This window comes from Dyadobacter sp. SG02 (assembly GCF_900109045.1).
Classification (GTDB): Bacteria; Bacteroidota; Bacteroidia; order Cytophagales; family Spirosomataceae; genus Dyadobacter.
The window spans coordinates 684,984-705,315 of the sequence record NZ_FNYL01000001.1 but is presented as its reverse complement, the minus strand read 5'-3'; the positions used below and the strand labels follow the sequence as shown (position 1 = coordinate 705,315).

The 20,332-nt window shown below is 49.9% G+C and carries 20 protein-coding genes; 10 read left to right on the top strand and 10 right to left on the bottom strand.

All coding sequences use genetic code 11. From position 1 onward, the window contains the following. Positions 1–24: 24 nt before the first annotated feature. From rbfA to BMW93_RS02965, 3 genes are all read left to right on the top strand, one after another. Complete coding sequence (rbfA, locus tag BMW93_RS02975; RefSeq protein WP_015814318.1) at positions 25–408, top strand: 30S ribosome-binding factor RbfA; 384 nt, start codon at positions 25–27, stop codon at positions 406–408. A 16-nt stretch (positions 409–424) separates the two neighbouring features. Next, positions 425–1,651 carry an FtsX-like permease family protein gene (locus BMW93_RS02970; protein ID WP_090373680.1) on the top strand — a complete coding sequence of 409 codons (1,227 nt, stop codon included), beginning with the start codon at positions 425–427 and terminating at the stop codon, positions 1,649–1,651. Positions 1,652–1,759: 108 nt separating this feature from the next. Beyond that, on the top strand, positions 1,760–4,324 hold the full coding sequence (locus tag BMW93_RS02965) for a M1 family aminopeptidase (RefSeq protein WP_229240154.1): 2,565 nt from the start codon (positions 1,760–1,762) through the stop codon (positions 4,322–4,324). A 452-nt stretch (positions 4,325–4,776) separates the two neighbouring features. On the opposite strand, the gene BMW93_RS02960 is transcribed toward BMW93_RS02965, so the two are convergent. The 6 genes from BMW93_RS02960 to rplU form a co-directional block, all read right to left on the bottom strand. Continuing rightward, positions 4,777–5,841, bottom strand: coding sequence for a substrate-binding domain-containing protein (locus BMW93_RS02960; protein WP_090373679.1), 1,065 nt, complete (start codon positions 5,839–5,841; stop codon positions 4,777–4,779). A 423-nt stretch (positions 5,842–6,264) separates the two neighbouring features. Next, positions 6,265–7,317, bottom strand: coding sequence for a ferredoxin--NADP reductase (locus BMW93_RS02955; protein WP_090373678.1), 1,053 nt, complete (start codon positions 7,315–7,317; stop codon positions 6,265–6,267). A 3-nt stretch (positions 7,318–7,320) separates the two neighbouring features. Further along, positions 7,321–8,433, bottom strand: coding sequence for a hypothetical protein (locus BMW93_RS02950; RefSeq protein ID WP_090373677.1), 1,113 nt, complete (start codon positions 8,431–8,433; stop codon positions 7,321–7,323). 78 nt (positions 8,434–8,511) lie between these two features. Then, positions 8,512–9,108 (bottom strand): NifU family protein, encoded by a 597-nt coding sequence (locus BMW93_RS02945; protein ID WP_090373676.1) that lies wholly within the window; start codon positions 9,106–9,108, stop codon positions 8,512–8,514. A gap of 161 nt (positions 9,109–9,269) precedes the next feature. Continuing rightward, the gene (gene rpmA / locus BMW93_RS02940) at positions 9,270–9,548 is read right to left on the bottom strand and encodes a 50S ribosomal protein L27 (protein ID WP_090373675.1); all 279 of its coding nucleotides are present in this window, start codon (positions 9,546–9,548) and stop codon (positions 9,270–9,272) included. Between the two features lie 60 nt (positions 9,549–9,608). Then, positions 9,609–9,920, bottom strand: a complete 312-nt coding sequence (gene rplU / locus BMW93_RS02935) for a 50S ribosomal protein L21 (RefSeq protein WP_015814326.1) — start codon at positions 9,918–9,920, stop codon at positions 9,609–9,611. Between the two features lie 350 nt (positions 9,921–10,270). Between rplU and BMW93_RS02930 the strand changes: the two genes are divergently transcribed. The 6 genes from BMW93_RS02930 (at position 10,271) to BMW93_RS02905 (ending at position 14,481) form a co-directional block, all read left to right on the top strand. After that, positions 10,271–10,891 (top strand): thioredoxin family protein, encoded by a 621-nt coding sequence (locus tag BMW93_RS02930; RefSeq protein WP_090373674.1) that lies wholly within the window; start codon positions 10,271–10,273, stop codon positions 10,889–10,891. Between the two features lie 21 nt (positions 10,892–10,912). Beyond that, complete coding sequence (locus tag BMW93_RS02925) at positions 10,913–11,824, top strand: SMP-30/gluconolactonase/LRE family protein (RefSeq protein WP_090373673.1); 912 nt, start codon at positions 10,913–10,915, stop codon at positions 11,822–11,824. A gap of 109 nt (positions 11,825–11,933) precedes the next feature. Then, positions 11,934–12,614 (top strand): DUF1361 domain-containing protein, encoded by a 681-nt coding sequence (locus tag BMW93_RS02920; RefSeq protein ID WP_090373672.1) that lies wholly within the window; start codon positions 11,934–11,936, stop codon positions 12,612–12,614. Beyond that, complete coding sequence (locus BMW93_RS02915) at positions 12,589–12,963, top strand: diacylglycerol kinase family protein (protein ID WP_090373671.1); 375 nt, start codon at positions 12,589–12,591, stop codon at positions 12,961–12,963. The genes BMW93_RS02920 and BMW93_RS02915 overlap by 26 nt, the downstream gene beginning before the upstream one ends. 64 nt (positions 12,964–13,027) lie before the next feature. After that, positions 13,028–14,155: a hypothetical protein gene (locus BMW93_RS36125; protein WP_090373670.1), complete on the top strand. Its 1,128-nt coding sequence runs from the start codon at positions 13,028–13,030 to the stop codon at positions 14,153–14,155. Positions 14,156–14,184: 29 nt separating this feature from the next. Then, a complete protein-coding gene (locus tag BMW93_RS02905; protein ID WP_090373669.1) occupies positions 14,185–14,481 on the top strand; it encodes a transcriptional regulator in 297 nt (98 codons plus the stop codon). Positions 14,482–14,569: 88 nt separating this feature from the next. On the opposite strand, the gene BMW93_RS02900 is transcribed toward BMW93_RS02905, so the two are convergent. Further along, positions 14,570–15,082 carry a DUF2911 domain-containing protein gene (locus tag BMW93_RS02900; protein WP_090373668.1) on the bottom strand — a complete coding sequence of 171 codons (513 nt, stop codon included), beginning with the start codon at positions 15,080–15,082 and terminating at the stop codon, positions 14,570–14,572. A gap of 184 nt (positions 15,083–15,266) precedes the next feature. Between BMW93_RS02900 and recG the strand changes: the two genes are divergently transcribed. Beyond that, the gene (gene recG, locus BMW93_RS02895) at positions 15,267–17,387 is read left to right on the top strand and encodes an ATP-dependent DNA helicase RecG (RefSeq protein ID WP_090373667.1); all 2,121 of its coding nucleotides are present in this window, start codon (positions 15,267–15,269) and stop codon (positions 17,385–17,387) included. Here the strand turns inward: recG and BMW93_RS02890 are convergent, their stop codons facing one another. From BMW93_RS02890 to BMW93_RS02880, 3 genes are all read right to left on the bottom strand, one after another. Then, positions 17,388–18,731 carry an FGGY-family carbohydrate kinase gene (locus BMW93_RS02890; protein ID WP_090373666.1) on the bottom strand — a complete coding sequence of 448 codons (1,344 nt, stop codon included), beginning with the start codon at positions 18,729–18,731 and terminating at the stop codon, positions 17,388–17,390. 127 nt (positions 18,732–18,858) lie between these two features. Next, positions 18,859–19,554: a GDSL-type esterase/lipase family protein gene (locus tag BMW93_RS02885; protein WP_090373665.1), complete on the bottom strand. Its 696-nt coding sequence runs from the start codon at positions 19,552–19,554 to the stop codon at positions 18,859–18,861. Between the two features lie 84 nt (positions 19,555–19,638). Continuing rightward, positions 19,639–20,331 carry an outer membrane protein gene (locus BMW93_RS02880; protein ID WP_090373664.1) on the bottom strand — a complete coding sequence of 231 codons (693 nt, stop codon included), beginning with the start codon at positions 20,329–20,331 and terminating at the stop codon, positions 19,639–19,641. Position 20,332: the final 1 nt, after the last annotated feature.

Genomic DNA, 20,332 nt, shown 5'->3' with positions numbered 1-20,332 from the left:
ATCCCTCCGATTAACGTTCATACTATGGAATCGAAAAGACAACAAAAAGTAGGCAGGCAAATACAGAAAGATCTGGGAGAGATTTTCCAGAAGGATGCGCAGCATCTAACCCACGGCTCGTTTGTGACCATTACCGCCGTGCGCGTAACACCCGACCTGAGCATTGCCCGGGCATACCTGAGCTTCCTGCCCGATAAAAACAAAACCATGCTACTGGAAACGATCCGGGAGAATACCCGTTTCATCCGCCAGAAGCTCGCCGAACGCGTCCGTCACCAATTGAGGATCGTTCCGCATTTGCAATTTTATATCGACGACACTGCCGAATATGCGGCCAAAATGGATCAGTTGTTCGCGGATCTTGTGATCCCGCCTGCGCAGCCCGACGAGGAGGAAGATACCTACTGATTTCAAGTTCGAGCCCATGGACATTTCCTACCGGATTGCCGTTCGCTACTTTTTTTCGCGTAACAAAAGGAGTTTCATCAGTCTGATCGCACGCATTGCTATGGCCGGCGTAGCGGTCGGGACGATGGCTATGGTAGTGGTATTGTCGGTGTTCAACGGCATGGAAGACCTGAACCGCAAGATTTTCAAAACCTTCGATTCGGACGTGCGCATTGTACCTGCGGAAGGCAAGCGGTTTAAAATGACGCCTGCATTGATAAGCGAATTGAAGGCGGTGAATGGCGTGAAACTGGTGACGAAGGTGATCGAGGACAATGCGCTGGCCCGGTACGGCAACCAGCAAACCATTATCCGGCTGAAAGGTGTCGATAGTACATTCGAGCAGCAGAAGCAACTCGATGCCGCCATGATCGAAGGGTCGGTGAGGCTTGTTGGCGACAATGGCACGCCCTATGCGATTATCGCGGAAGGTATCCGGAACGCATTATCGATCTCACTGGAAGATATTTTCACCCCGCTCGAACTGCTATACCCGCGTACCGGCTCCAAAAGGCTCAATCTGACGTCGCCCGAAGCATTCAATCAGCTTAATCTGCGCCCCGGCGGGGTGTTTTCGATTGAATCACGCTACGACGACTACATTATCGCTCCGTTGAAGCAGGTGGAAGGCCTGATGGGTTATAACGGGGAACTTTCGGCGCTGGAAGTTTACACCGCGCCGGGTTTTAGCGAAACGGACGTAAGTGAGGAAATCGGCGCGAAGCTGGGCAAGGCTTTTGTAGTGAAAGACCGGGATTCGCTGAATGCGGACCTGCTCCGTGCAATAAAAATGGAAAAGCTTTTTGTGGCAGTCACCCTTTCGCTGATTATTTTAGTAGCCGCGATCAATATCTTTTTCTCACTCAGTATGTTAGCGATCGAGAAGAAGAACGATGTTTCGATGCTGTACGCCATGGGGGCGACGCAGTCGCTCATCCGGAAGATCTTTTTGGCGGAGGGTGCGATTGTGGCATTTTCGGGCGCCATTGCGGGACTTTTGGGCGGCATTGTGATATGCTGGCTGCAAATGCGCTACGGTTTGGTTTCGATGGGTATGACCACCTCGCTGGTAGACGCATACCCGGTTAAATTAATTTGGGAAGACATACTCTACACGGGCGTGATTGTCGTTATGATAACTATGGTTGTTTCGTACATCCCGGCCAGAAGGGCCGCAGAGACGGGTGCGCTGCTTCGTGTGTAGGCACCGTCCGACAACACCAGAGAATCGTTTATTAACTTATTTACATTGACTTACATCCAAGCAATCAATCAGAAAGCGGATATGACCGGTGATATTAAAAGGCCTTCTTTGAACCGATTGATCTTTACAGTTTTTGGTATACTCTCTCTTTCATTCAGCGCTCCGGCCATGGCTGGTGCGGAGGCTGATACACTTTACAGAAGAAATCCGGGTGCGGTAACCAAGCAGGGGCCTTACCGACCCGAAAGACCCCGCAAAAGCGATATTTTATATACAAGACTGGATATACAGCTGGATTGGGTGAAACAACAGGTGCCCGCTTCGGCGATTTTGAAATTCAAACCCCACTTTTATCCGCAGAATACACTCGAACTCGATGCCAAGGGATTCGAAGTAAAAGGCGTATCGCTACTCGACACGAATGCGGAATACGGCGACCTGCCGACGGAGGAGATTGCAGGTAAGATCAAAAAGAAGCTGGAATTTACCTACGACAAACGCAGGCTGATCATCAAGCTGGGCCAGGAATACACCCGCAAGGACACACTTTTCGTAAAAATCGATTACACGGCCAAGCCAAACGACGTACCGAGGGGCAAGGAAGATGATAGCGCGTCCGATAAAGGGCTCTATTTTATCAATGCCGACGGCCTCGACGAAGGTAAGCCCCGGCAGGTATGGACGCAGGGGGAGACGGAAGGCAGTTCCTGCTGGTTCCCGACGATCGACGCCCCGAACCAGAAATTTACCCAGGATATTTACATTACCGTCGATAGTACTTACAAAACCCTTTCGAATGGGTTGTTGGTAGGGCAGGAGGAAGGCAAAAAGGGCCTCCGCACCGACCATTGGAAGCAGACCAAGCCGCACGCGCCGTACCTGGCGATGATTGCCGTGGGTGATTTCGCGGTGGCGAAAGACATGATGCCGAACGGGCTCGAACTGAGTTATTACGTGGAACCCAGATACGGCGCCGACGCACACGCGATCTTTGGGCGGACGCCGGAAATGATGGGTTTCTTTACCAATATTTTCGGGGTGGAATATCCGTGGGAAAAATATGCGCAGATCGCCGTGCGTGATTTTGTCGCCGGTGCCATGGAAAATACTACCGCCACTGTCCATGAGGAAGGCGTGCAAAACGACGCCCGTTCGCTGGTAGACGGCAATTCCGATGCGGTAATCGCCCACGAACTGGCGCATCACTGGTTCGGGGATTATGTTACCGCCGAAGAATGGGGCCAGTTGCCTTTGAACGAGTCGTTTGCCAACTACGCCGAATACCTTTGGAGCGAATACAACGATGGTCGCTTCGAGGCGGACTGGGGTAATTTACAGGAAATGAAAGAATATCTCGCAGAATCGGAAACAAAGCAGGTGCCGATGATCCGCTACTTTTATAAGGATCGGGAGAATATGTTCGATGCGCATTCCTATGCAAAAGGAGGTCGCATTTTGCATATGCTGCGGGCGCAGGTGGGCGACGATGCATTCTTTGCGGCATTGCAGTTGTACCTCAAATCACACGCATTCGGAACGGCGGAGATCGACGAATTGCGCATTGCGTTCGAGAAAGTGACAGGACAGGACTTGAACTGGTTCTTTGACCAGTGGTTCCACAGACCGGGACATCCCGTGTTGAAGATCGATCAGCAATTTGTGCTTGCGCAATCAAAGGTTGTTTTAAAAATAAAGCAAACCCAGGATACGGTCGCTACGACGATTTATCGCTTGCCGGTGAAAGTGGATGTGTGGGTTTCCGGTAAAAAGAGCCGCTACGATGTGGTTGTGGACAAAGTGAACCAGACGCTCGAATTCCCCGCCGCGAAAAAGCCGGATCTGGTAGTCTTCGACGCCGATGCGAACCTGCTGGCCGTTGTGGAACATGATAAAAACAGACCGGAAATGGAATTTCAATATGTGAATTCCGACCGGTTCCTGCATAAATACGAGGCATTATCTTCTTTGGAAGGTGCGTTGGCCGATACTACCGCCCGCAAAATCCTCGTGAAAGCCATGGACGATCCATTCTGGAAACTGCGTCAGATGGCGATCAGCAACTTTGCCGAATATGCCGGGGAAGGTTTTGCGGATATTGAAAAAGTAATTCAAAACCGCGCGCAGACGGACCCGCACCCGCAGGTACGCTCGGAAGCAATCATTACCCTGGCATCGTTCGGTGACAATAACAGCGACCCGATTTTCAAAGCGGCTTTGACCGACAGTTCTTACCTGGTAGCATCGGTAGCCATCGAGAAATACCTCATGAGCCAGCCGAACGACGCGGCGGAAGTAGCGGCACAGTTCGAAAACTCGCCCAACGACGCGATCATTACGTCGGTAGGTAATTATTACGCAGGTCTCGCCCAGCCCGAGCGGTTCGACTGGTTCCTCGCGAAAATGAAGGCGATGAAACCGACAGAGAAATACAACTTCCTGCAAGTTTTTGGTAAATACCTCATTAAATCGAAGCAGGATGTTCAGCGCAAAAGCATTCCGATCCTGGAAGGTCTTGCGCGCGACAATTCGTCGTATTTCGTACGCTTCGGCGCATTCCAGGCGCTGGGGCTGCTTACCGACATTCAGGGCGTAACCGCGCTCCGCAAAGACATTCGCGCGAAGGAAACCGAGCCGAAGCTGAAAGAAATGTATAGCCAGTTTGGGGATTTGTAACACCGCGACTTATTGGTAGTTTGGAGGAGAGGTTGTCAGGTTTTGTCAAGAGTGGTCAGGTAGTGGTCAGGCGTAGTCAGGTAGTAGTCAGGTGTGGTCAGGTAGTAGTCAGGTAGTGGTCAGGTACGGTCAATTTTTAAATTGGCCGGTGGCCAAATGCCGTTAGGCATGTAATATTGGTAGGAAGGTAACTGTATGGATTATGTCCAAAAATGCCGTCAGGCATGCAACAACAGCGCATTGTTGTTGCATGCCTGACGGCATTTTCCAAAATACATTATTCGGTTCGATTGCTACCTACGTTTCATCGCTACTCGATTATAGGCCGCATTTTCGTACTGACAATTCCTGACCACAAATGACCACATCTGACCATACTTGACCACTACCCGACCACCTGACAACGCTTGACAAGACCTGACAACACCTGACCACACATTACCACCGTCGCATTACTGCGGATCAAGGTAATAATCCAGATTTTCCTTCGTAATAATGTCCAGCGGCAGGAATTTGATGGCCGGGATCTCCTTTTTGAAAATTAAATGGTTTGCCAATTGGTGAATACCCCAATAGCCTTGCCCTAGCGGGTTTTGGTTGATGAGGAAATCGATAATGCCTTTGTTGAGGTATTGCTGGTTCGGGCCGATCAGGTCATAACCGACTAGTTTGATGTCCTTTAATGCATTCTTTTCAAGGTAAGCGGCTACCTCAAATGCTTTTGAATTCGTAACGTATACCGCGCCGAGGTCGGGATATTGCTTGCGCAGCTCGTCGAGTTGCTTGTCCAGGCCTTCTTCTTCCGGAAAATTGATTTCCTTGCTGATCACCTTAAACGTATCGTCAAGTTGCTCGCCTTTGAAATAATTACGGAAACCTTCTTCCTTGGTAATCAAATGCGCCGAGTTGGAAATATCCTCGTTGACGTGCGCGACCAGTACGGTACCCGGTGAATGCAACCCGAAACGCAGGATTTTCGCCGCCAGCGAACCGCTCCGGTAAGAATCCTGGCCGATGTAGCACAGCGGGTTCACGTGCTCTATCTGCGTGTTGAAAAGCACGTAAGGAATGCCCATATCGGCCCATTCCTTGAAGAACGGTAATGCCTCTTTGTAGAATATCGGTGCAATGAGCAGGCCGTCCGGATGTTCACGACCTACCTCCTTCGCTTTCGCGATGAAAGAAGTCTCGGAATGCGAATTGAATATGAATTTGGTGATGTGTACCCCGTACTGCCGGAGCTCTTTCTCGGCCTTTTCGAGACCGTTATGCGGTGCTTCCCAGTACGAGTCGAGGTTGGGGTCGGGGATGAGGGCTGCGAGGTTGAAAGCCCGCTGCGATTTCAGGGATTGGGCGATCAGATTGGGCTCGTAATTCAACTCTTTGATGATGGCCAGGATTCGCTCACGTACATCGTCGGCTACTCTGCCGCGGTTGTGTAAAACGCGGTCCACCGTGCCTTTGGAGGTTTGCGCCCTTTCCGCTATATCTTTGATTCTGACAATTTTCTTTTTCACACTCGACTTTAATTCAGGGATTTTTCGGTTCCGTTCAGCAAATCTAACAAGTAATTATGAACATGGGTTAAATAGTCTGTTTCTAGTGGAAGGCAACTATGCTGAACAAAATTTTTCAAATTTTTTTTATGATAAATTTGAGATTTCGGGCAGTTGCCATTAGCTTTACCTGACTGAAAACTACTATGGGTAGTAATTGGTGTGCACGAGCCCGGCGTGTGTTTTACATTGCGTGCTCGAACACTTTTTTAAATTTTGTTAGGAAAAACCAATTTGACAACTAATTTTGTAAATAAGATAAGAAAGAAAATTTTATTCTTAATTACTCCTAACCTTTAACCTTTTCAGGAATTCAATCATTGAAATTCCTCATATCCTAAACCTAAGTGAAGCGTACGGCATCGTCTGTGCGCTTCTTTGTTTTTAAGCCTGTCTGAATTCGATGGCCACATCGTCGCTGTCGACATACGCAGAGCAGGTCAGTATCCACCCTTCGGCGAGGTCGCGATCGGTGAGGACTTCGTTCACGCTCATGTGCAATTTCCCGCTTGTGCATACGGCCGCACACGAGGCGCAACGCCCGCCTTTGCAGCTGTACGGGAGCTGTATGCCCTCGGCGAGCGCTGCGTCGAGCACGGTCGAATGCGCGGGAACGGGGAGGTCGTACGTCGAGCCACGGAAATCGAGCATGATGCGATGCGGGTATGATACGGGCGGCGGCGGAGGCGGGGAGGGAATCACGAAGTTCTCCTTGCGAATCTGCTCGCTCCGGAAGCCCATGAAATGCAGGGTTATCCCGGCAGAGCGCATCAGTTCGAACGGCCCGCAGATGAAAAACCGGGCATCTTCGTGCTTGAAGCGGATAGCGCTGCGCACGAGCTGTTCCAACCGCGTATTATTAATGCGCCCCTGAATGCCGGTCCAGTCTTCCGTAGGCTGGCTGTGAATGTTAATTACATGCAGCCGTTCGGGAAACCGTTCTTGCCAATCGATAATACTGTTCCAGAAAAGCGTGTTGCGGACGTTCCGGCTTGCGTAAATCAGTGTTACCTGGCTTTTCGTTTCCTGTGTGAGGGTTTGTTTTAACAATGAAAAGAGCGGCGTAATGCCACTCCCCGCACCGATCAGCACGATGTCACGTTCACCGGCATCCTCTTTTTCCAGGACAAACCTGCCCGACGGCGCCAGCACGGAAAAGGTGTCGCCAATTTTTACAATATCGATCCAGAACCGCGAAATCTCACCATTAGGCACTCTTTTGACGGTGATAGCAGGAAATGCGTCCACACCGGGAGCAGTACTCATTGAATAGGAACGCCGCACCTCATGGCCGTGCATATCGATCAGAAATGTGAGGAATTGGCCTGCTTTGTAATTTAATGTGCTGCCGTCGAGCGTTTCGAAGACGAAGGTTTTGGCGTCGTCGGTTTCGCGGATGATTTCGCGGAGCTTCAATGATAGGGTATCGTCTGCCATTGCCTAGCTGGGTTTGGATAATGGTAAAGCGCCATTCGGTCGCTGCTGGTTCCATAATGCCTCGTATTCGGCCAGGAGCGTCCAGCAATGCGCCTCGCAGGTCCAATGCATGTGCACGAGCGGGTTAACCGACAACTTGTAAAGTGTCGGATTCTCGTAAGCCGTAAGCAGGCCTGCTATGAAGAAGTAAAAGCCTTTGAAATCCTTTTCGGTCAATGTTTCAACCGGAATGCGGTCCGTTATTACCCCGAACCGCATCAGTGAGCTTGCGAGCAAGACCTGGTCCATGCGGCTGCGGGTATTTTTCAAAAGGTTTTCCGTGTCGCCGATCAGCTGTTCTTTTACACCTTGCAATACCGGTGGATCGAATGCAGCGATAAGCCTTGAAACGTGGTAGACGATCAGCGGCGTGCGTGGGTACTGATGCGCGCAACGGAACGGAGCATTGATATACCGGCGCGTTTCAATGACTGAGCGGATATACTCAAAACTGGCTTCGTCGTGCACGTTCAGGGGCAGTTTGTGATGCAAAATGCAATACAGCATATTGCTCAGCACGCTCACATCGAACTCCACGTACATATTCTTGCCAAACCAGGTGGAATACGCCCGCAGCGTTTTGTATTCGGGATAGGTATTTCGGATCCAGAGTTTGGTGCCGTTGGCGTGGAGAGCCAGTTTTTCTTTTAGCCAAATCAATTCTTTCTCCGAAGGGTTAGTGGTCAGATAAGCGAATGCGGTATCGTCGATGTCGTCGGGAATACGGAAATGCTCGAAACGGTGAAACCAGCGCCCGTTAGGGAAGTGGCGCGAGGGCTTTGTTTTCCAGAAATTATAAGTTTTTAAACCGTCCTTGTTCTGAAAATCGGGGTAGTTGGCGGTTACTGATGCGCGGATCAAATCGATCTGCGACTGACTTTCCGCATTGCAATATTTCCGGATGGATTGGAGCGTGAATGCGATAATGGCCGAGAAGAACATCGTTGTATCCGGCCGCCGGTAGCCAATGATGGGGTTGGATCGCTGCGCCGGAAAAATGCCCTTGGGAAATAATGCATTACCGGTCGATTGTAATGCCTCAATGCGGTCGATAAACTTTTCCAGCGGTGGCTTCATGCGCCGAAACTAACAAAACACATTATAAAAAGAAACCCTGCCGGGTGCGACAGGGTTTTCGTACATATCTTTCAGGCATTAAACGCCTTCTGCAACTACTTCTTTCACATCGGGCACCATACGGGTGAGCAGATTTTCGATACCGGCTTTCAACGTCAATGTCGACGACGGGCAGCCGCTGCAAGAACCTTGTAAAAGCACTTTCACTACGCCCGAACCTTCGTCGAAAGAATGGAAGTTGATCGCGCCGCCGTCCGATTCAACGGCAGGACGTACATATTGATCCAGTGCCGCCTTGATTTTCTGCACCGTGTCGGAATCCCTCGCATCGACGATCAGCGTGTTGCTATCGATCGTTTTTTGCTCGAATACCGGGTGATTTTCTTCAAAATAGATCTTGATGAACTGCTTCGTATCGCGCAAAACCTCTTCCCACGCAACATCGTCACCCTTGGTAATGGTAATGAAGTTGCTCGCGATGAACACGCGCTTCACGTGCGGGAACTGGAACAGGTCGGCGGCGAGCGGCGATGATTTGCCCTCTTCCAGCGCTGCTTCCAGTGAAGGATAGTCAAATGAAAGGCCATCGGGTACCAGCTCGAAATTCAGTACGAATTTCATCGAATTGGGGTTGGGGCTCAATTCGGTATATACAAAAATGGGTCGTGACAACATTGGGATGGTCGATAATGATAGGGTAGAACAACTTTCCGGTTTAGAGAACACCGAATGCGGGCTTTTGGTTTGGCTGAGGGCGCATTAGCCATTAAAAAACCCGCCAGACTGATGCCTGACGGGTCTTTTTAACTTCTTTGGGAAGTGCTATGAGGCGTTGATTACGCTTCCGCAGCAACTTCAACCGCGATTGGTTCGATGTGAACGTAAGATCTGTTTTCACGGGTCTTACGGAACACCACGTTACCATCAACCAATGCGAACAATGTGTGGTCGCGGCCGATACCAACGTTTTTACCTGGGTTGTGCTTGGTTCCACGCTGACGAACCAGGATGTTACCTGCTTTTGCCAACTGGCCACCGAATAATTTTACACCAAGACGTTTACTTTCCGATTCACGTCCGTTTTTCGAGCTACCTACACCTTTCTTATGTGCCATGATATCTTATACTTAAATTGTAGTTTCCTGTTTGAACTGTTTCTGGCTTCCGCCCAATCATTAAGCAACGATTTCGTCGATGCTGATTTTGGTCAGATACTGACGGTGACCGTTTTTCACACGGTATCCTTTACGGCGCTTCTTTTTGAAGACGATCACTTTCTCACCTTTAAGGTGTTCGAGAACAGTTGCTTTTACAGAAGCACCTGCTACTGTCGGAAGACCTACCTGTACTGTGCCTCCGTTATCAACGAGAAGGACTTTGTCAAATACAAGTGCAGCGTTCACGTCACCTTCAAGCCTATGCGTGAAGATTTCGCGACCCTTTTCAACTTTAAATTGCTGACCTGCGATTTCTACGATTGCGTACATGTTAATAAATGATATTAAACTGGATTCAAAATTTGAGGTGCAAAGATAAAAAGAGAGGAGCAGAATCACAACGCATTAGGCGGAATATTCCGGTTTTTTTAATATCTCGCAACCACGCAAGCCGGCATTCAGGGTAATGCGCCTTACGGTTGTCATGAGTACAGGCATTCAGGTACTTGAATTATAGACGCGGATGTGGTTAAAAATGCTCAAAAAGTTACCTTTATATGGTTCGGGTGGACTCCCGCGTTTAGACATAGAGCGTAACAAATTGCCTTAACAATATTTAACAGGTCGCGCTTTTACTTTTACCTATTATTGGGGTCTTAGAGACGGTAGATTTAGAAAACATGAAGATAAAAGTCAGTCGGTGGGTTTTGATGGTGCTGTTCCTTGCCTCATTCTGGCACCTCGCCCATGCGCAGGCCGGATACCAGGTAGGCGATGCCGTATCGAATTTCCGTTTGAAAAATACCGATGGAAACATGGTATCGCTTTCGGATTTCGCCGGTTCAAAAGGAGTGATTGTCGTATTTACAAGCAACCATTGCCCGTTTGCAAAGGCTTATGAGGACCGCATTATCGCCCTCAACAACAAATTCGCAGGCCTGGGGTACCCGGTGATCGCCATCAACCCGAGCGATCCGGGAACGCACCAGGATGATACTTTCGAAAAAATGAAGGAGCGTTCCGCGGCCAAGCATTATGGTTATCCTTATCTTGTCGATGATATGCAGCAGGTAGCCCGCAAATTCGGGGCCGGTCGGACGCCGCAGGCATTTGTGTTGCAAAAAAGCGGTGCACAGTTCGCGGTGCGGTACATGGGTATGATCGATGACAACCCGCAGGACGCCGCCGGTGTGACCAAATTGTACGTCGATGAAGCGGTAACTAACCTTACGGGCGGTAAACCCGTGGTAACCACCATTACAAAGCCGGTGGGCTGCGCTATCAAGTGGAAAAATCAGTGATTTTCGAAGAAAAATTACCCTATGACCAGAATTTTAACGTTCCTCCTCGCCGTAGCCCTGTTATTCCCAGCCATTAGCCAGGCACAGACGAAAAGTAAAAAGTTTTCCAATGAAGGGGAGTTTACCAGCAACTGCGAAGGCCCCGCGGTGGATGAAGACGGCAACGTCTACGCCGTGAACTTCGCGCGGGACGGTACGATCGCGCAGCTCAGCAAGAAGGGCAATGCAAGTTTTTTTGTGACATTACCCAAAGGCAGCACGGGCAACGGCATCCGCTTTGTGGATAAAAACACCTTCTACGTGGCCGATTTCACCGGCCACAACATCCTGAAAGTCGATATGATCACCAAGGACGTCTCTGTTTTCGCGAACGAGCCGAAAATGAACCAGCCTAACGACCTCGCGGTAACCGCCTCGGGCCATATTTTCGCCTCCGACCCCAACTGGAAAGACGGTACCGGGCAAATCTGGCACATTACACCCGAAGGAAAAGTAAGCCTGGCCTTTGGAAATATGGGCACAACCAATGGCATCGACGTAAGTCCCGACGAGAAGAAGTTGTACGTCAACGAGAGCGTCCAACGGAATGTATGGGCGTTCGATCTCGCGCCGGATGGCACATTGTCCAATAAAAAACTGCTGCACCATTTCGAAGACGGCGGCATGGACGGTATGCGCTGCGATGTGCACGGTAACCTTTACATTGCCCGGCATGGTAAAGGCGAAGTGGCGGTACTCTCTCCCGAAGGAAAAGTGATCCATACTATTCAAACCATCGGAAAGAAGGTTTCGAACATCTGTTTCGGAGGTAAAAACGGCAAGACCTGCTACATTACCTTGCAGGACCGTGGCTGCCTGGAAACCTTTAAAGCCAAAACGGCCGGTCGCGAGTGGGCGATGATGAAGGCATTTGCTGCGAATAATAAGAAGTAGCCGTTCTTCAAGTAACCAATTTTCAACTTAAATGTATTTCCTGCGCTTGCAGTTTCGCATCGTTTTGTATTAACTTTGTATTTCAAAGTACTTTAAACAAACTTAAACGATGTTGAGAAACCTGGTCAATTATCTGGAAGGCAATTTGAAAGTTGCGCTGCTTGCATTCGTTTCCGCCGCCGCGGTAGCATTATTATCTGTCAGGATTTTCCTGCAAGACTGGGGTTTCATCTTTTTGGTCTGGAACCTATTCCTGGCCTGGATACCCTTGCTTTTCATTAAATGGGTTTGGGAAATGGAGAAACGCCGGCAGGCGCCATTTGGCATCCTGATGGTTTACCTGGCGGTCTGGCTGCTGTTTTTTCCGAATGCACCTTACATTATTACCGATCTCAAACATTTACGCGGTGTACCCGAAAACATGATCTGGTACGATGCATTGATGATATTTACATTCTCGCTGGCAGGTTTTATGACCGGCCTTTACAGCATCCGCATCGTTCACCGCATTATCGCCCACCGCTGGAACGAGCGTCTGGCGTGGTTCGCGATTTTGAACTCCATGATTTTGAGTGGTTTCGGGATCTTTCTCGGCCGGTATGGTCGCTGGAACAGCTGGGACATCGTTACGCAGCCCGGCGCGCTCGCGAAGGGCATTTACCATAGCATGAAGGACCCGCTGGCGATCAAACACACCATTACGTTTTCGTTCGTGCTCATGTTGTTGTACTTTGCGTTCCATATTTTTGCCGAAATGAAACAACATGAACGGACCCATCGATATTTTTAAAGCCGTCCGAAGCTTCCGTTACGCAGGTGCGGGGATTTACAGCCTGTTCCGATACGAAAACAATGCACGCATTCACTTGATAGCCTGCTTGGTGGTAGCTATCGCAGGTATATTTTTCCATATATCAGCTACCGAATGGTGCATTATAGTGATCCAGATCGGGCTCGTGTGGGCGGCGGAGGCATTCAATACGGCTATCGAGAAACTGGCCGATCTCGTGTCGGCCGATTATCACCCGGTGATTAAAATAGTAAAGGATACGGCCGCCGCCGGCGTGTTGCTGCTGGCCATTTCGGCGGTCATCGTGGGAGGAATCGTATTTATCCCCAAAATCCTGCTGCTATTTTAGCACCACACCTGACTGTAACTGACTATTTCTGACAATTACTGACTGATATTACATTTACGCGCTTATGAGCCCGAATCAGGATTCTTTGCACACCTTGAACGAAATCCGCGACCTGATGGAGCGGTCGTCCAAGTTTTTGTCCCTTAGCGGTTTGAGCGGGGTTTTTGCCGGTATTTTTGCGCTCATCGGTGCCGGTGTAGCCTATATCCGTTTTAAAACCGACTGGCTGGCCGACATCCTGGTGCCGCTCGGCACTTACCACGGGCATTCCCGACAGGATGTGATCGGATTTTTAATGGTCGACGGCATTTGCGTACTGGTGTCATCATTGGCGGTGGGCATCATTCTCACGGTGCGGAGAGGACGTAAAAAAGGCCTTACGGTTTGGAACGGTAGTTCAAAGCGGTTGTTGGTCGCGATGCTGATCCCGCTGGTAACAGGCGGTATATTCGCACTGGCCATGCTGCACTACGGCTTCATCTGGCTCGTGTTTCCCGTTACGTTGTTGTTTTATGGCCTGGCGCTCGTAAATGCGAGCCGTTTTACCTACCCGGAAGTATTTTATATGGGCATTTCCGAAATCGGCATTGGCTGCGTCGCATTGTTCCTGACGGGTTATTCGCTGATCTTCTGGGCGATCGGTTTCGGTCTGCTGCACATTGTTTACGGCCTCACGATGTACAACCGCTACGAAAGGGAAAAGCTGCCCGGTGGGCAGCCCGCAGGCGGCAGATCGGGCGTTGCGGTGGTATTGTTATTGCTTGTAACGGGGTGCGTTTGCTCGGCGCAAGTACGGATACCATCCGACAGTACCGCGTCCAAAGCGAGAAAATGGTACGATAAGGAAACCATTTATTTGAGAAATGGGAATAGTTTTGTCAAAAACAATGTCGTTTATAGCGGACAAAAGGCATTGCGGAATGAATTTATGGTTTCGCCGAACGGTCTCGGCCTATATCTGAAATCCAGAAGAACGCGTAGCATTGGCCTGGTCATTTCATTGGCCGGATCGGCCGGTTCGGTGATATCGTTGCTCTCGGGCAACCGCGATCATCTGAAAACATTTTTCTGGGTGTCGGTAGGAACCGGCCTGGTGGGCTCTGGATTTACCATGGCCGCCAACAACCAACGCGATCAGGCGGTATGGGTCCGCAACAGGGATGCCATGCTGTTTCTGGAAGCCAATCAATAACTAGACGTCCGCGTCACAGGGAACCTGTAATGGAGTGGTTAGAAAAGTTTAATAAGGTATTCGAAAGCAAGATCAGGCTTGGGCTCATGTCCGTGCTGGTGGTAAACGATTCCCTCAGTTTTAATGAATTGAAAGAACTGTTGCAGCTGACAGACGGCAACCTGGCCTCGCATTTGAAAGCATTGGAAGAAATCAAATACATCGAATTCCAGAAACAATTCAACGGCCGCAAGCCGCTTACCACCTACAAAGCCACGGGAGAGGGGCACAAGGCTTTTACGGAGCATTTGCAGGTGTTGGAGAATATGATCAAGCAGAATTTGTAGTAGGGGAGAAAAGAGAGCAGGGGGGAAGGAAACAAGAACGGGGTGCCAGCAAACTGACACCCCGTTCTTGTTTATGGTAAACCAGCTTTTAGAACTTCGTGGGAACCGAGAAGCCCACTTTATCCCATTGGAAATCCAAAGAGGTGTCTTTCACATTGAAAGTCAGTTTTTCTTCGGAAGCAGGGTAGTTTTTGTTAGGTACTTTCACTTCAAGTACGTTTTTCGCTTTGTGCTTTTCGTATTCGTAAGCGCCCCATTGGCCGAGCTGGCTGTTCAGGATGACGGTCCATTCTTTTTCGTTAGGAACGGCTACCAGGGTGTAAGTTCCTGCTTTTACTGCTTTACCTCCGAAAGTAGCATCTTTCTTGAAAGTGATTTCTGTGGCCTCGTCAGCTCCGATGCGCCATGGTTTGCCATAGGGTTCGAGACTGCCGCTTCCGGCTTTTCCAAACAGAACGCGGCCTTTTTTGGATGGCTGACCATACTTGACGCTCATATTTTTGCCGTCGGCGGTAACGTGCGGGCTTACCTTCTTGTCTTGCGCGGATGCCCAGGTGAATGCGATAAGTGTCAGGAAAAGCGATAACAAAGTGGTTTTCATACGTCGTTTAGATTTTGTAATTGATTGGTGGTTAAGAGAACTACGAAGCAGCAAGTAAGGCATTCAAAAGTTGCGAGTCAAGCGTCTTGTAGCCAAAACCGGAAGATTAGCTACTCCATTAACAGAGATTAACAATTGCAGTGCCTGAACGGTGTTTTTTGTGATTTCAGTTTATATTTGAATAATGACTTCTGAAACAAACCCATCCGTTAGAACCCGTTTTTTCGACACCAAGATCGAATTCCTGAAAGGCGTGGGGCCACAAAAAGCCGCATTGCTAAACCAGGAACTGAATATTTTTACCTTCGGAGACCTTATCCAGCATTATCCTTTCCGCCACGAGGATCGCAGCGTTTTCCATAAGCTTAGCGACTTGAACGAACAAATGCCTGCGGCGCAGGTGAAGGGACGGTTGCGCGATTTTGCCATCGTCGGAGAGGGGAGCAAGAAGAGGTTAGTAGGCACATTTCAGGACGGGACAGGTTATTTGGAGCTCGTGTGGTTCCAAAGCATTTCGTGGTATGAAAAGTGGCTGAGGCCCGGCGGGGAATATATCGTTTATGGAAGCCCTGTACTATTCGGCGGTAAATGGAGCATTACCCATCCGGAAATTGAAGTACTGACACAGGAAAACGCTTCGGCAGGCTATTGGCAACCCATTTACCCGCTCACCGAGAAGCTTAGGAAGAAATTTCTCGACAGCAAGGCGATCGGTAAAATGATGCGGAGCCTGCTGGAAATCGCTCATACGCATATACGCGAGACGCTTCCGGCGCCATTGGTCGAGAAGTACCGGCTGGTTTCCAAGGCGCAGGCATTATGGCACTTCCATTTGCCCCAGGACGGCCGGACGCTCCACCAGGCGCAGCGCAGGTTGAAGTTCGAAGAGCTGTTTTACAACCAGTTCAGGTTAATCAAAAATAAACTCCTCCATAAGACGGAATATCCGGGGATGATTTTTGATAAGACAATGCTGGTGAAAGAGTTTTACGACCAGCATTTGCCTTTCAAACTCACGGGTGCGCAGATACGCGTGCTGCATGAAATCCACGAGGACCTGAAAACCGGTAAGCAAATGAACCGGCTCCTGCAAGGCGATGTAGGCTCGGGGAAGACCATTGTTGCATTCATAACCATGCTCTTTGCACTGGACAACGACGCCCAGGCGTGCCTCATGGCACCCACCGAAATCCTTACCGACCAGCATTACCAAGGCCTCAAAAAGTTCGCCGATCTGCTCGGAGTCAATATCGCCAAGCTGACGGGCTCCACCAAGAAGAAGGAGCGCGAGGTTATTCACCGCGAGCTGCTGAACGGCACATTACACATTATCGTCGGTACGCACGCGTTGATCGAGGATGCGGTGCAGTTCAAAAATCTCGGCCTTTGCATTATCGACGAGCAGCACCGGTTCGGAGTAGCGCAACGTGCCAAGCTCTGGGCTAAAAATTCGCGCATTAACCCGCATATGCTCGTAATGACGGCCACGCCTATCCCACGGACACTCGCGATGACGCTCTACGGCGACCTCGACATTTCTGCTATTAACGAGCTCCCGGCGGGCCGCAAGCCCATTAAAACCGTACACCGGTACGACAAGAACCGCTTACAGGTCTTTGGTTTTCTCAAAGAAGAAATCGCGAAGGGGCGGCAGGTTTACATGGTATACCCGCTGATAGAAGAGTCTGAAAAAATGGATCTGAAAGACCTGATGGACGGCTACGAAAGCGTAGCGCGGGCCTTTCCCGGTGTGCCGCTGAGCATTGTGCATGGTAAAATGCGGTCGCAGGACAAGGATTTCGAAATGTCGCGCTTTGTGCGGGGAGAGACGAAAATCATGGTCGCGACGACGGTGATCGAGGTGGGCGTGAATGTGCCGAATGCGTCGGTGATGGTCATTGAGAATGCGGAGCGCTTCGGACTGTCGCAATTGCACCAGCTGCGCGGCAGGGTAGGGCGCGGGGCGGAGCAGTCGTATTGTATTTTAATGACGGATTACAAGCTTAGCAAGGATACCAAACTGCGGATTGAAACCATGTGCACGACCAACGACGGTTTCGAAATAGCGGAAGTGGATTTGCAATTGCGCGGCCCCGGCGATATTTCGGGTACACAGCAAAGTGGATTGGTAGATTTACTGGTAGCCAATCTCGCCCAGGACGGCGAGATATTGAAAGCGGCACGGGCGTCCGCGGAGGAAATACTGACGGCCGATCCCGATCTGCTCCAGCCGGTTCACCATCCCATACGCAATCATCTCGAAAACTTGCGCAAGGAAGAAACTAACTGGAGCCGGATCAGTTGATCAAGGTTTTATTTCACGGATTTCATTCGCAAACTCGTACGTCTGCGGGCGCGTCACGTGCAAGGCGGCACCGAGCGACGTCGCATACGGCAGATCCGAAACGTACACTTTGTGGTTTGGATAGTTACGCGCCAGAAGTCTAGTAAATATTTCATTGCGGGCAAATCCGCCGTCCACATAAATCGCGTGTACGTCGTTGATATTCACCAGATTCAGTGAGACGAACAGAAGTTCGGTCAGCCCCTTTATCAAATGATGGTATGCAGCCTCCGCCGATGCAAATGCGCTGATCTGCCATTCCTGGGTATTCGGCTCGGGGAATGGACCGTTGCCGGTCATACAGGCCGTATAGAATTTCGGCGTATCCTGTTTCAGGATTTCGTCGTTGAAAGCTACTTTTTTATAAAAATCAGGTTCTACTTTAAAGTACTCGACAATGCGCGCTACCTGGTAATCGTGCTCGCGCCCCATGAACAGGCGCGACGCGGTCACACCGCTGCCCTCGGGGGTGAGGTAGTTCATGCAGTCGCGTTCGAGCTGGTAAGAAGTCAGTGGTTTCGAGGCGAACGAATTGAAATTGATACACCAGGTACCCGTTGAAAGCAGCACAAATGGCTTTTTCACTGCCATGCGGTAGGGTATTAATGCCGAAGAACTATCGTGCAACCCGAAGCCCGACTGAATGCCCTTGTCGCCATGGCGGTAAATGAACGATGACGACGCCAGCACCGGTGCGAGTTTCTTATGAATGGCTTCCTGTTTCACCCACTCGTGGTAATCCCACATTTCGAAGCTCCACAATGCGGTATGACAGCCGAGCGAGGTGTAATCGCTCACTTTCCGGCCGGTAAGTAGGTACAGGATATATTGCGGCAAATGTAATGTCGTGGCGATCTGGCTGTAAATCTCCGGTTTGGTATGTTTGAGCCAGTACAGCTGCATGCCCGAGTTGAGCATACCCATGGCCGGTGAGCCCGTTTGCAATGAAATGCGGGTGGGGTCGCCGTAGGTGCTGTAAAACTGTTTTAAAAGATCTTCCGGGAATGGTTTGAGGTAAGAATACAGCGGCGTAAGCGGGCGGTTTGCGGCGTCGAGATGCACCAGGCTGGCACCGTAGCCGGCCACATTCACGGCCTTGATGTCGAATTCCGGATTGGCCAGCAATTCGGCCCAGCGGTCCTGCACCCATTTGGTCAACAGGTCGCAATCTTCGGTAGGGAAGCCGTCTTCGTCAACTGTTTCTGGGAGGGATTCTGAAAACTCATGAACGATATCATACTTCTCGTTGAAAAGTACATACTTCTTATTGGTCCTGCCAATATCAAAAACCGCTGTTACTTTCATTACTGGAATATCACTTTTTTACCCGGAAATGTATTTTTTCGGTCAATATAGTGACTTTACGTTAAAACCAATACCCTTATCTGTTCTTTTAAAATCTTTGTAAAAAACCGCAAAGTGCAGGATACTTTCAGACTGATTTTTCCAGTATCGGACGGAACACTTTTGTCCATCTTTTGTAACCTTCAGCATTCATATGGAGGCTGTCGCTCACGAAGATATCGCCGTCGGGCCGGCCGTTTTTGAGCATGACGGGCCATACATCGATGTAATGATGGTTCTTGTCTTTTTTAATATAATCCTGGATAAGTTTGTTGGCTTTGATCACATCCTCCCGCTTTGCCCAGCGCGATGGCGACGGTTTCAGCGATACGCCGTAAATCTGCACTTCGGGCTGTTTCTCGCGGATCTTCTTCACGAGCGTCACGTACGCGTCGCGCACCTGCTCGGGCGACTTCGGTTTTTTGCCGAACATATCGTTCTCGCAATAGATCACGACTGTTTTGGGCTTGTATTTGGTGATCGCGCGATCGGCATAATGGATCACTTCCGGCAATGTAGAGCCTCCGAACCCCCGGTTGATGATCGGTAGCGGAGCGAGATCCTTGTCGGCATCCACCCATTTGGTAAATGAAGAGCTCCCTGTGAAAACTATTCCGCCAGGCGCCGGCATATGCTCGGCGTCCTTTTTTTCGAATTCCTTAATGGCACCTTCCGAACGGGTTACATCATAATCGGGCTCCCAGGGGCCGGCGAGGTTGGTGGTTTGAGGTTTATGGCAGGCGCTGAACGCAGCGATGAAGACAATCAGAAGGTGTTTTTTCATTACAAATAAAAAGTGGATATGGCGGTAAAAGCCATATCCACGGGGATTTTAATGTGTTTTAAGCGATTATCTTCGACTTAGAGCTCAATAGAAGTAGCGGAAACCGAGGCCGATCGAGCCGGACGATAGCTCCGGGGCAAAGCGATAGCTGAATCCTCGCAAGTTGCTTTGGGGATATTGGCCGTCCGGGCGTGGGTTGGCCACGTCACGCTGCCGACCAAATCCAAATGAGACGTCGAGCGGATTCGAGAATGCGAAACCTCCGTAAATGGCCCATTTGGGAGCAATGCGCCATGCAATGCCCGCCCCTACACTGGCAGCGAGCGAAATGGAATGAATTCGGGTTTCTGTCGTGATGATGCCATTGGCATTTTCAAAGGTATTTTCGAGGTTGTAGCCGAGGCCGATTCTGGGCCGCACATACAATGAAAATTTATCGTTCAGAGGCTTGTAAAATTCCCAGAAGCGCGAAATGCCGAAACCGAGACTGTTTAATGGTTTTGGCTCGAAGGTTAAGCTTTTGATTTTTTGAGTAGCGAGATTGTGGCTCAATGTCCAACCGACGGCTTTGGTACTGCTCCGGAACTTTCCCAGCGACACGTCGATATTATGTCCGTAGACATTATACCGGGAATCCGTATCCTTCGACTTGGAATCAAAAAGATTTACATTGAAAGCTCCGCCGATGAACGACTCTCCTTCCTTGAATTGGGCGGTGACGAGTGAATGCGTCATCGCAAATGCGACGATTAGGATGCTGGTTCTTATATTTTTCATG

Bases quoted from the DNA above. Each gene is read 5' to 3' on its own strand.
- rbfA (WP_015814318.1), top strand. From the start codon at position 25: ATGGAATCGAAAAGACAACAAAAAGTAGGCAGGCAAATACAGAAAGAT.
- BMW93_RS02970 (WP_090373680.1), top strand. From the start codon at position 425: ATGGACATTTCCTACCGGATTGCCGTTCGCTACTTTTTTTCGCGTAAC.
- BMW93_RS02955 (WP_090373678.1), bottom strand. From the start codon at position 7,317: ATGGCAGACGATACCCTATCATTGAAGCTCCGCGAAATCATCCGCGAA.
- BMW93_RS02950 (WP_090373677.1), bottom strand. From the start codon at position 8,433: ATGAAGCCACCGCTGGAAAAGTTTATCGACCGCATTGAGGCATTACAA.
- BMW93_RS02945 (WP_090373676.1), bottom strand. From the start codon at position 9,108: ATGTTGTCACGACCCATTTTTGTATATACCGAATTGAGCCCCAACCCC.
- rpmA (WP_090373675.1), bottom strand. From the start codon at position 9,548: ATGGCACATAAGAAAGGTGTAGGTAGCTCGAAAAACGGACGTGAATCG.
- rplU (WP_015814326.1), bottom strand. From the start codon at position 9,920: ATGTACGCAATCGTAGAAATCGCAGGTCAGCAATTTAAAGTTGAAAAG.
- BMW93_RS02930 (WP_090373674.1), top strand. From the start codon at position 10,271: ATGAAGATAAAAGTCAGTCGGTGGGTTTTGATGGTGCTGTTCCTTGCC.
- BMW93_RS02925 (WP_090373673.1), top strand. From the start codon at position 10,913: ATGACCAGAATTTTAACGTTCCTCCTCGCCGTAGCCCTGTTATTCCCA.
- BMW93_RS02920 (WP_090373672.1), top strand. From the start codon at position 11,934: ATGTTGAGAAACCTGGTCAATTATCTGGAAGGCAATTTGAAAGTTGCG.
- BMW93_RS02915 (WP_090373671.1), top strand. From the start codon at position 12,589: ATGAACGGACCCATCGATATTTTTAAAGCCGTCCGAAGCTTCCGTTAC.
- BMW93_RS36125 (WP_090373670.1), top strand. From the start codon at position 13,028: ATGAGCCCGAATCAGGATTCTTTGCACACCTTGAACGAAATCCGCGAC.
- BMW93_RS02905 (WP_090373669.1), top strand. From the start codon at position 14,185: ATGGAGTGGTTAGAAAAGTTTAATAAGGTATTCGAAAGCAAGATCAGG.
- BMW93_RS02900 (WP_090373668.1), bottom strand. From the start codon at position 15,082: ATGAAAACCACTTTGTTATCGCTTTTCCTGACACTTATCGCATTCACC.
- recG (WP_090373667.1), top strand. From the start codon at position 15,267: ATGACTTCTGAAACAAACCCATCCGTTAGAACCCGTTTTTTCGACACC.
- BMW93_RS02890 (WP_090373666.1), bottom strand. From the start codon at position 18,731: ATGAAAGTAACAGCGGTTTTTGATATTGGCAGGACCAATAAGAAGTAT.
- BMW93_RS02885 (WP_090373665.1), bottom strand. From the start codon at position 19,554: ATGAAAAAACACCTTCTGATTGTCTTCATCGCTGCGTTCAGCGCCTGC.
- BMW93_RS02880 (WP_090373664.1), bottom strand. From the start codon at position 20,331: ATGAAAAATATAAGAACCAGCATCCTAATCGTCGCATTTGCGATGACG.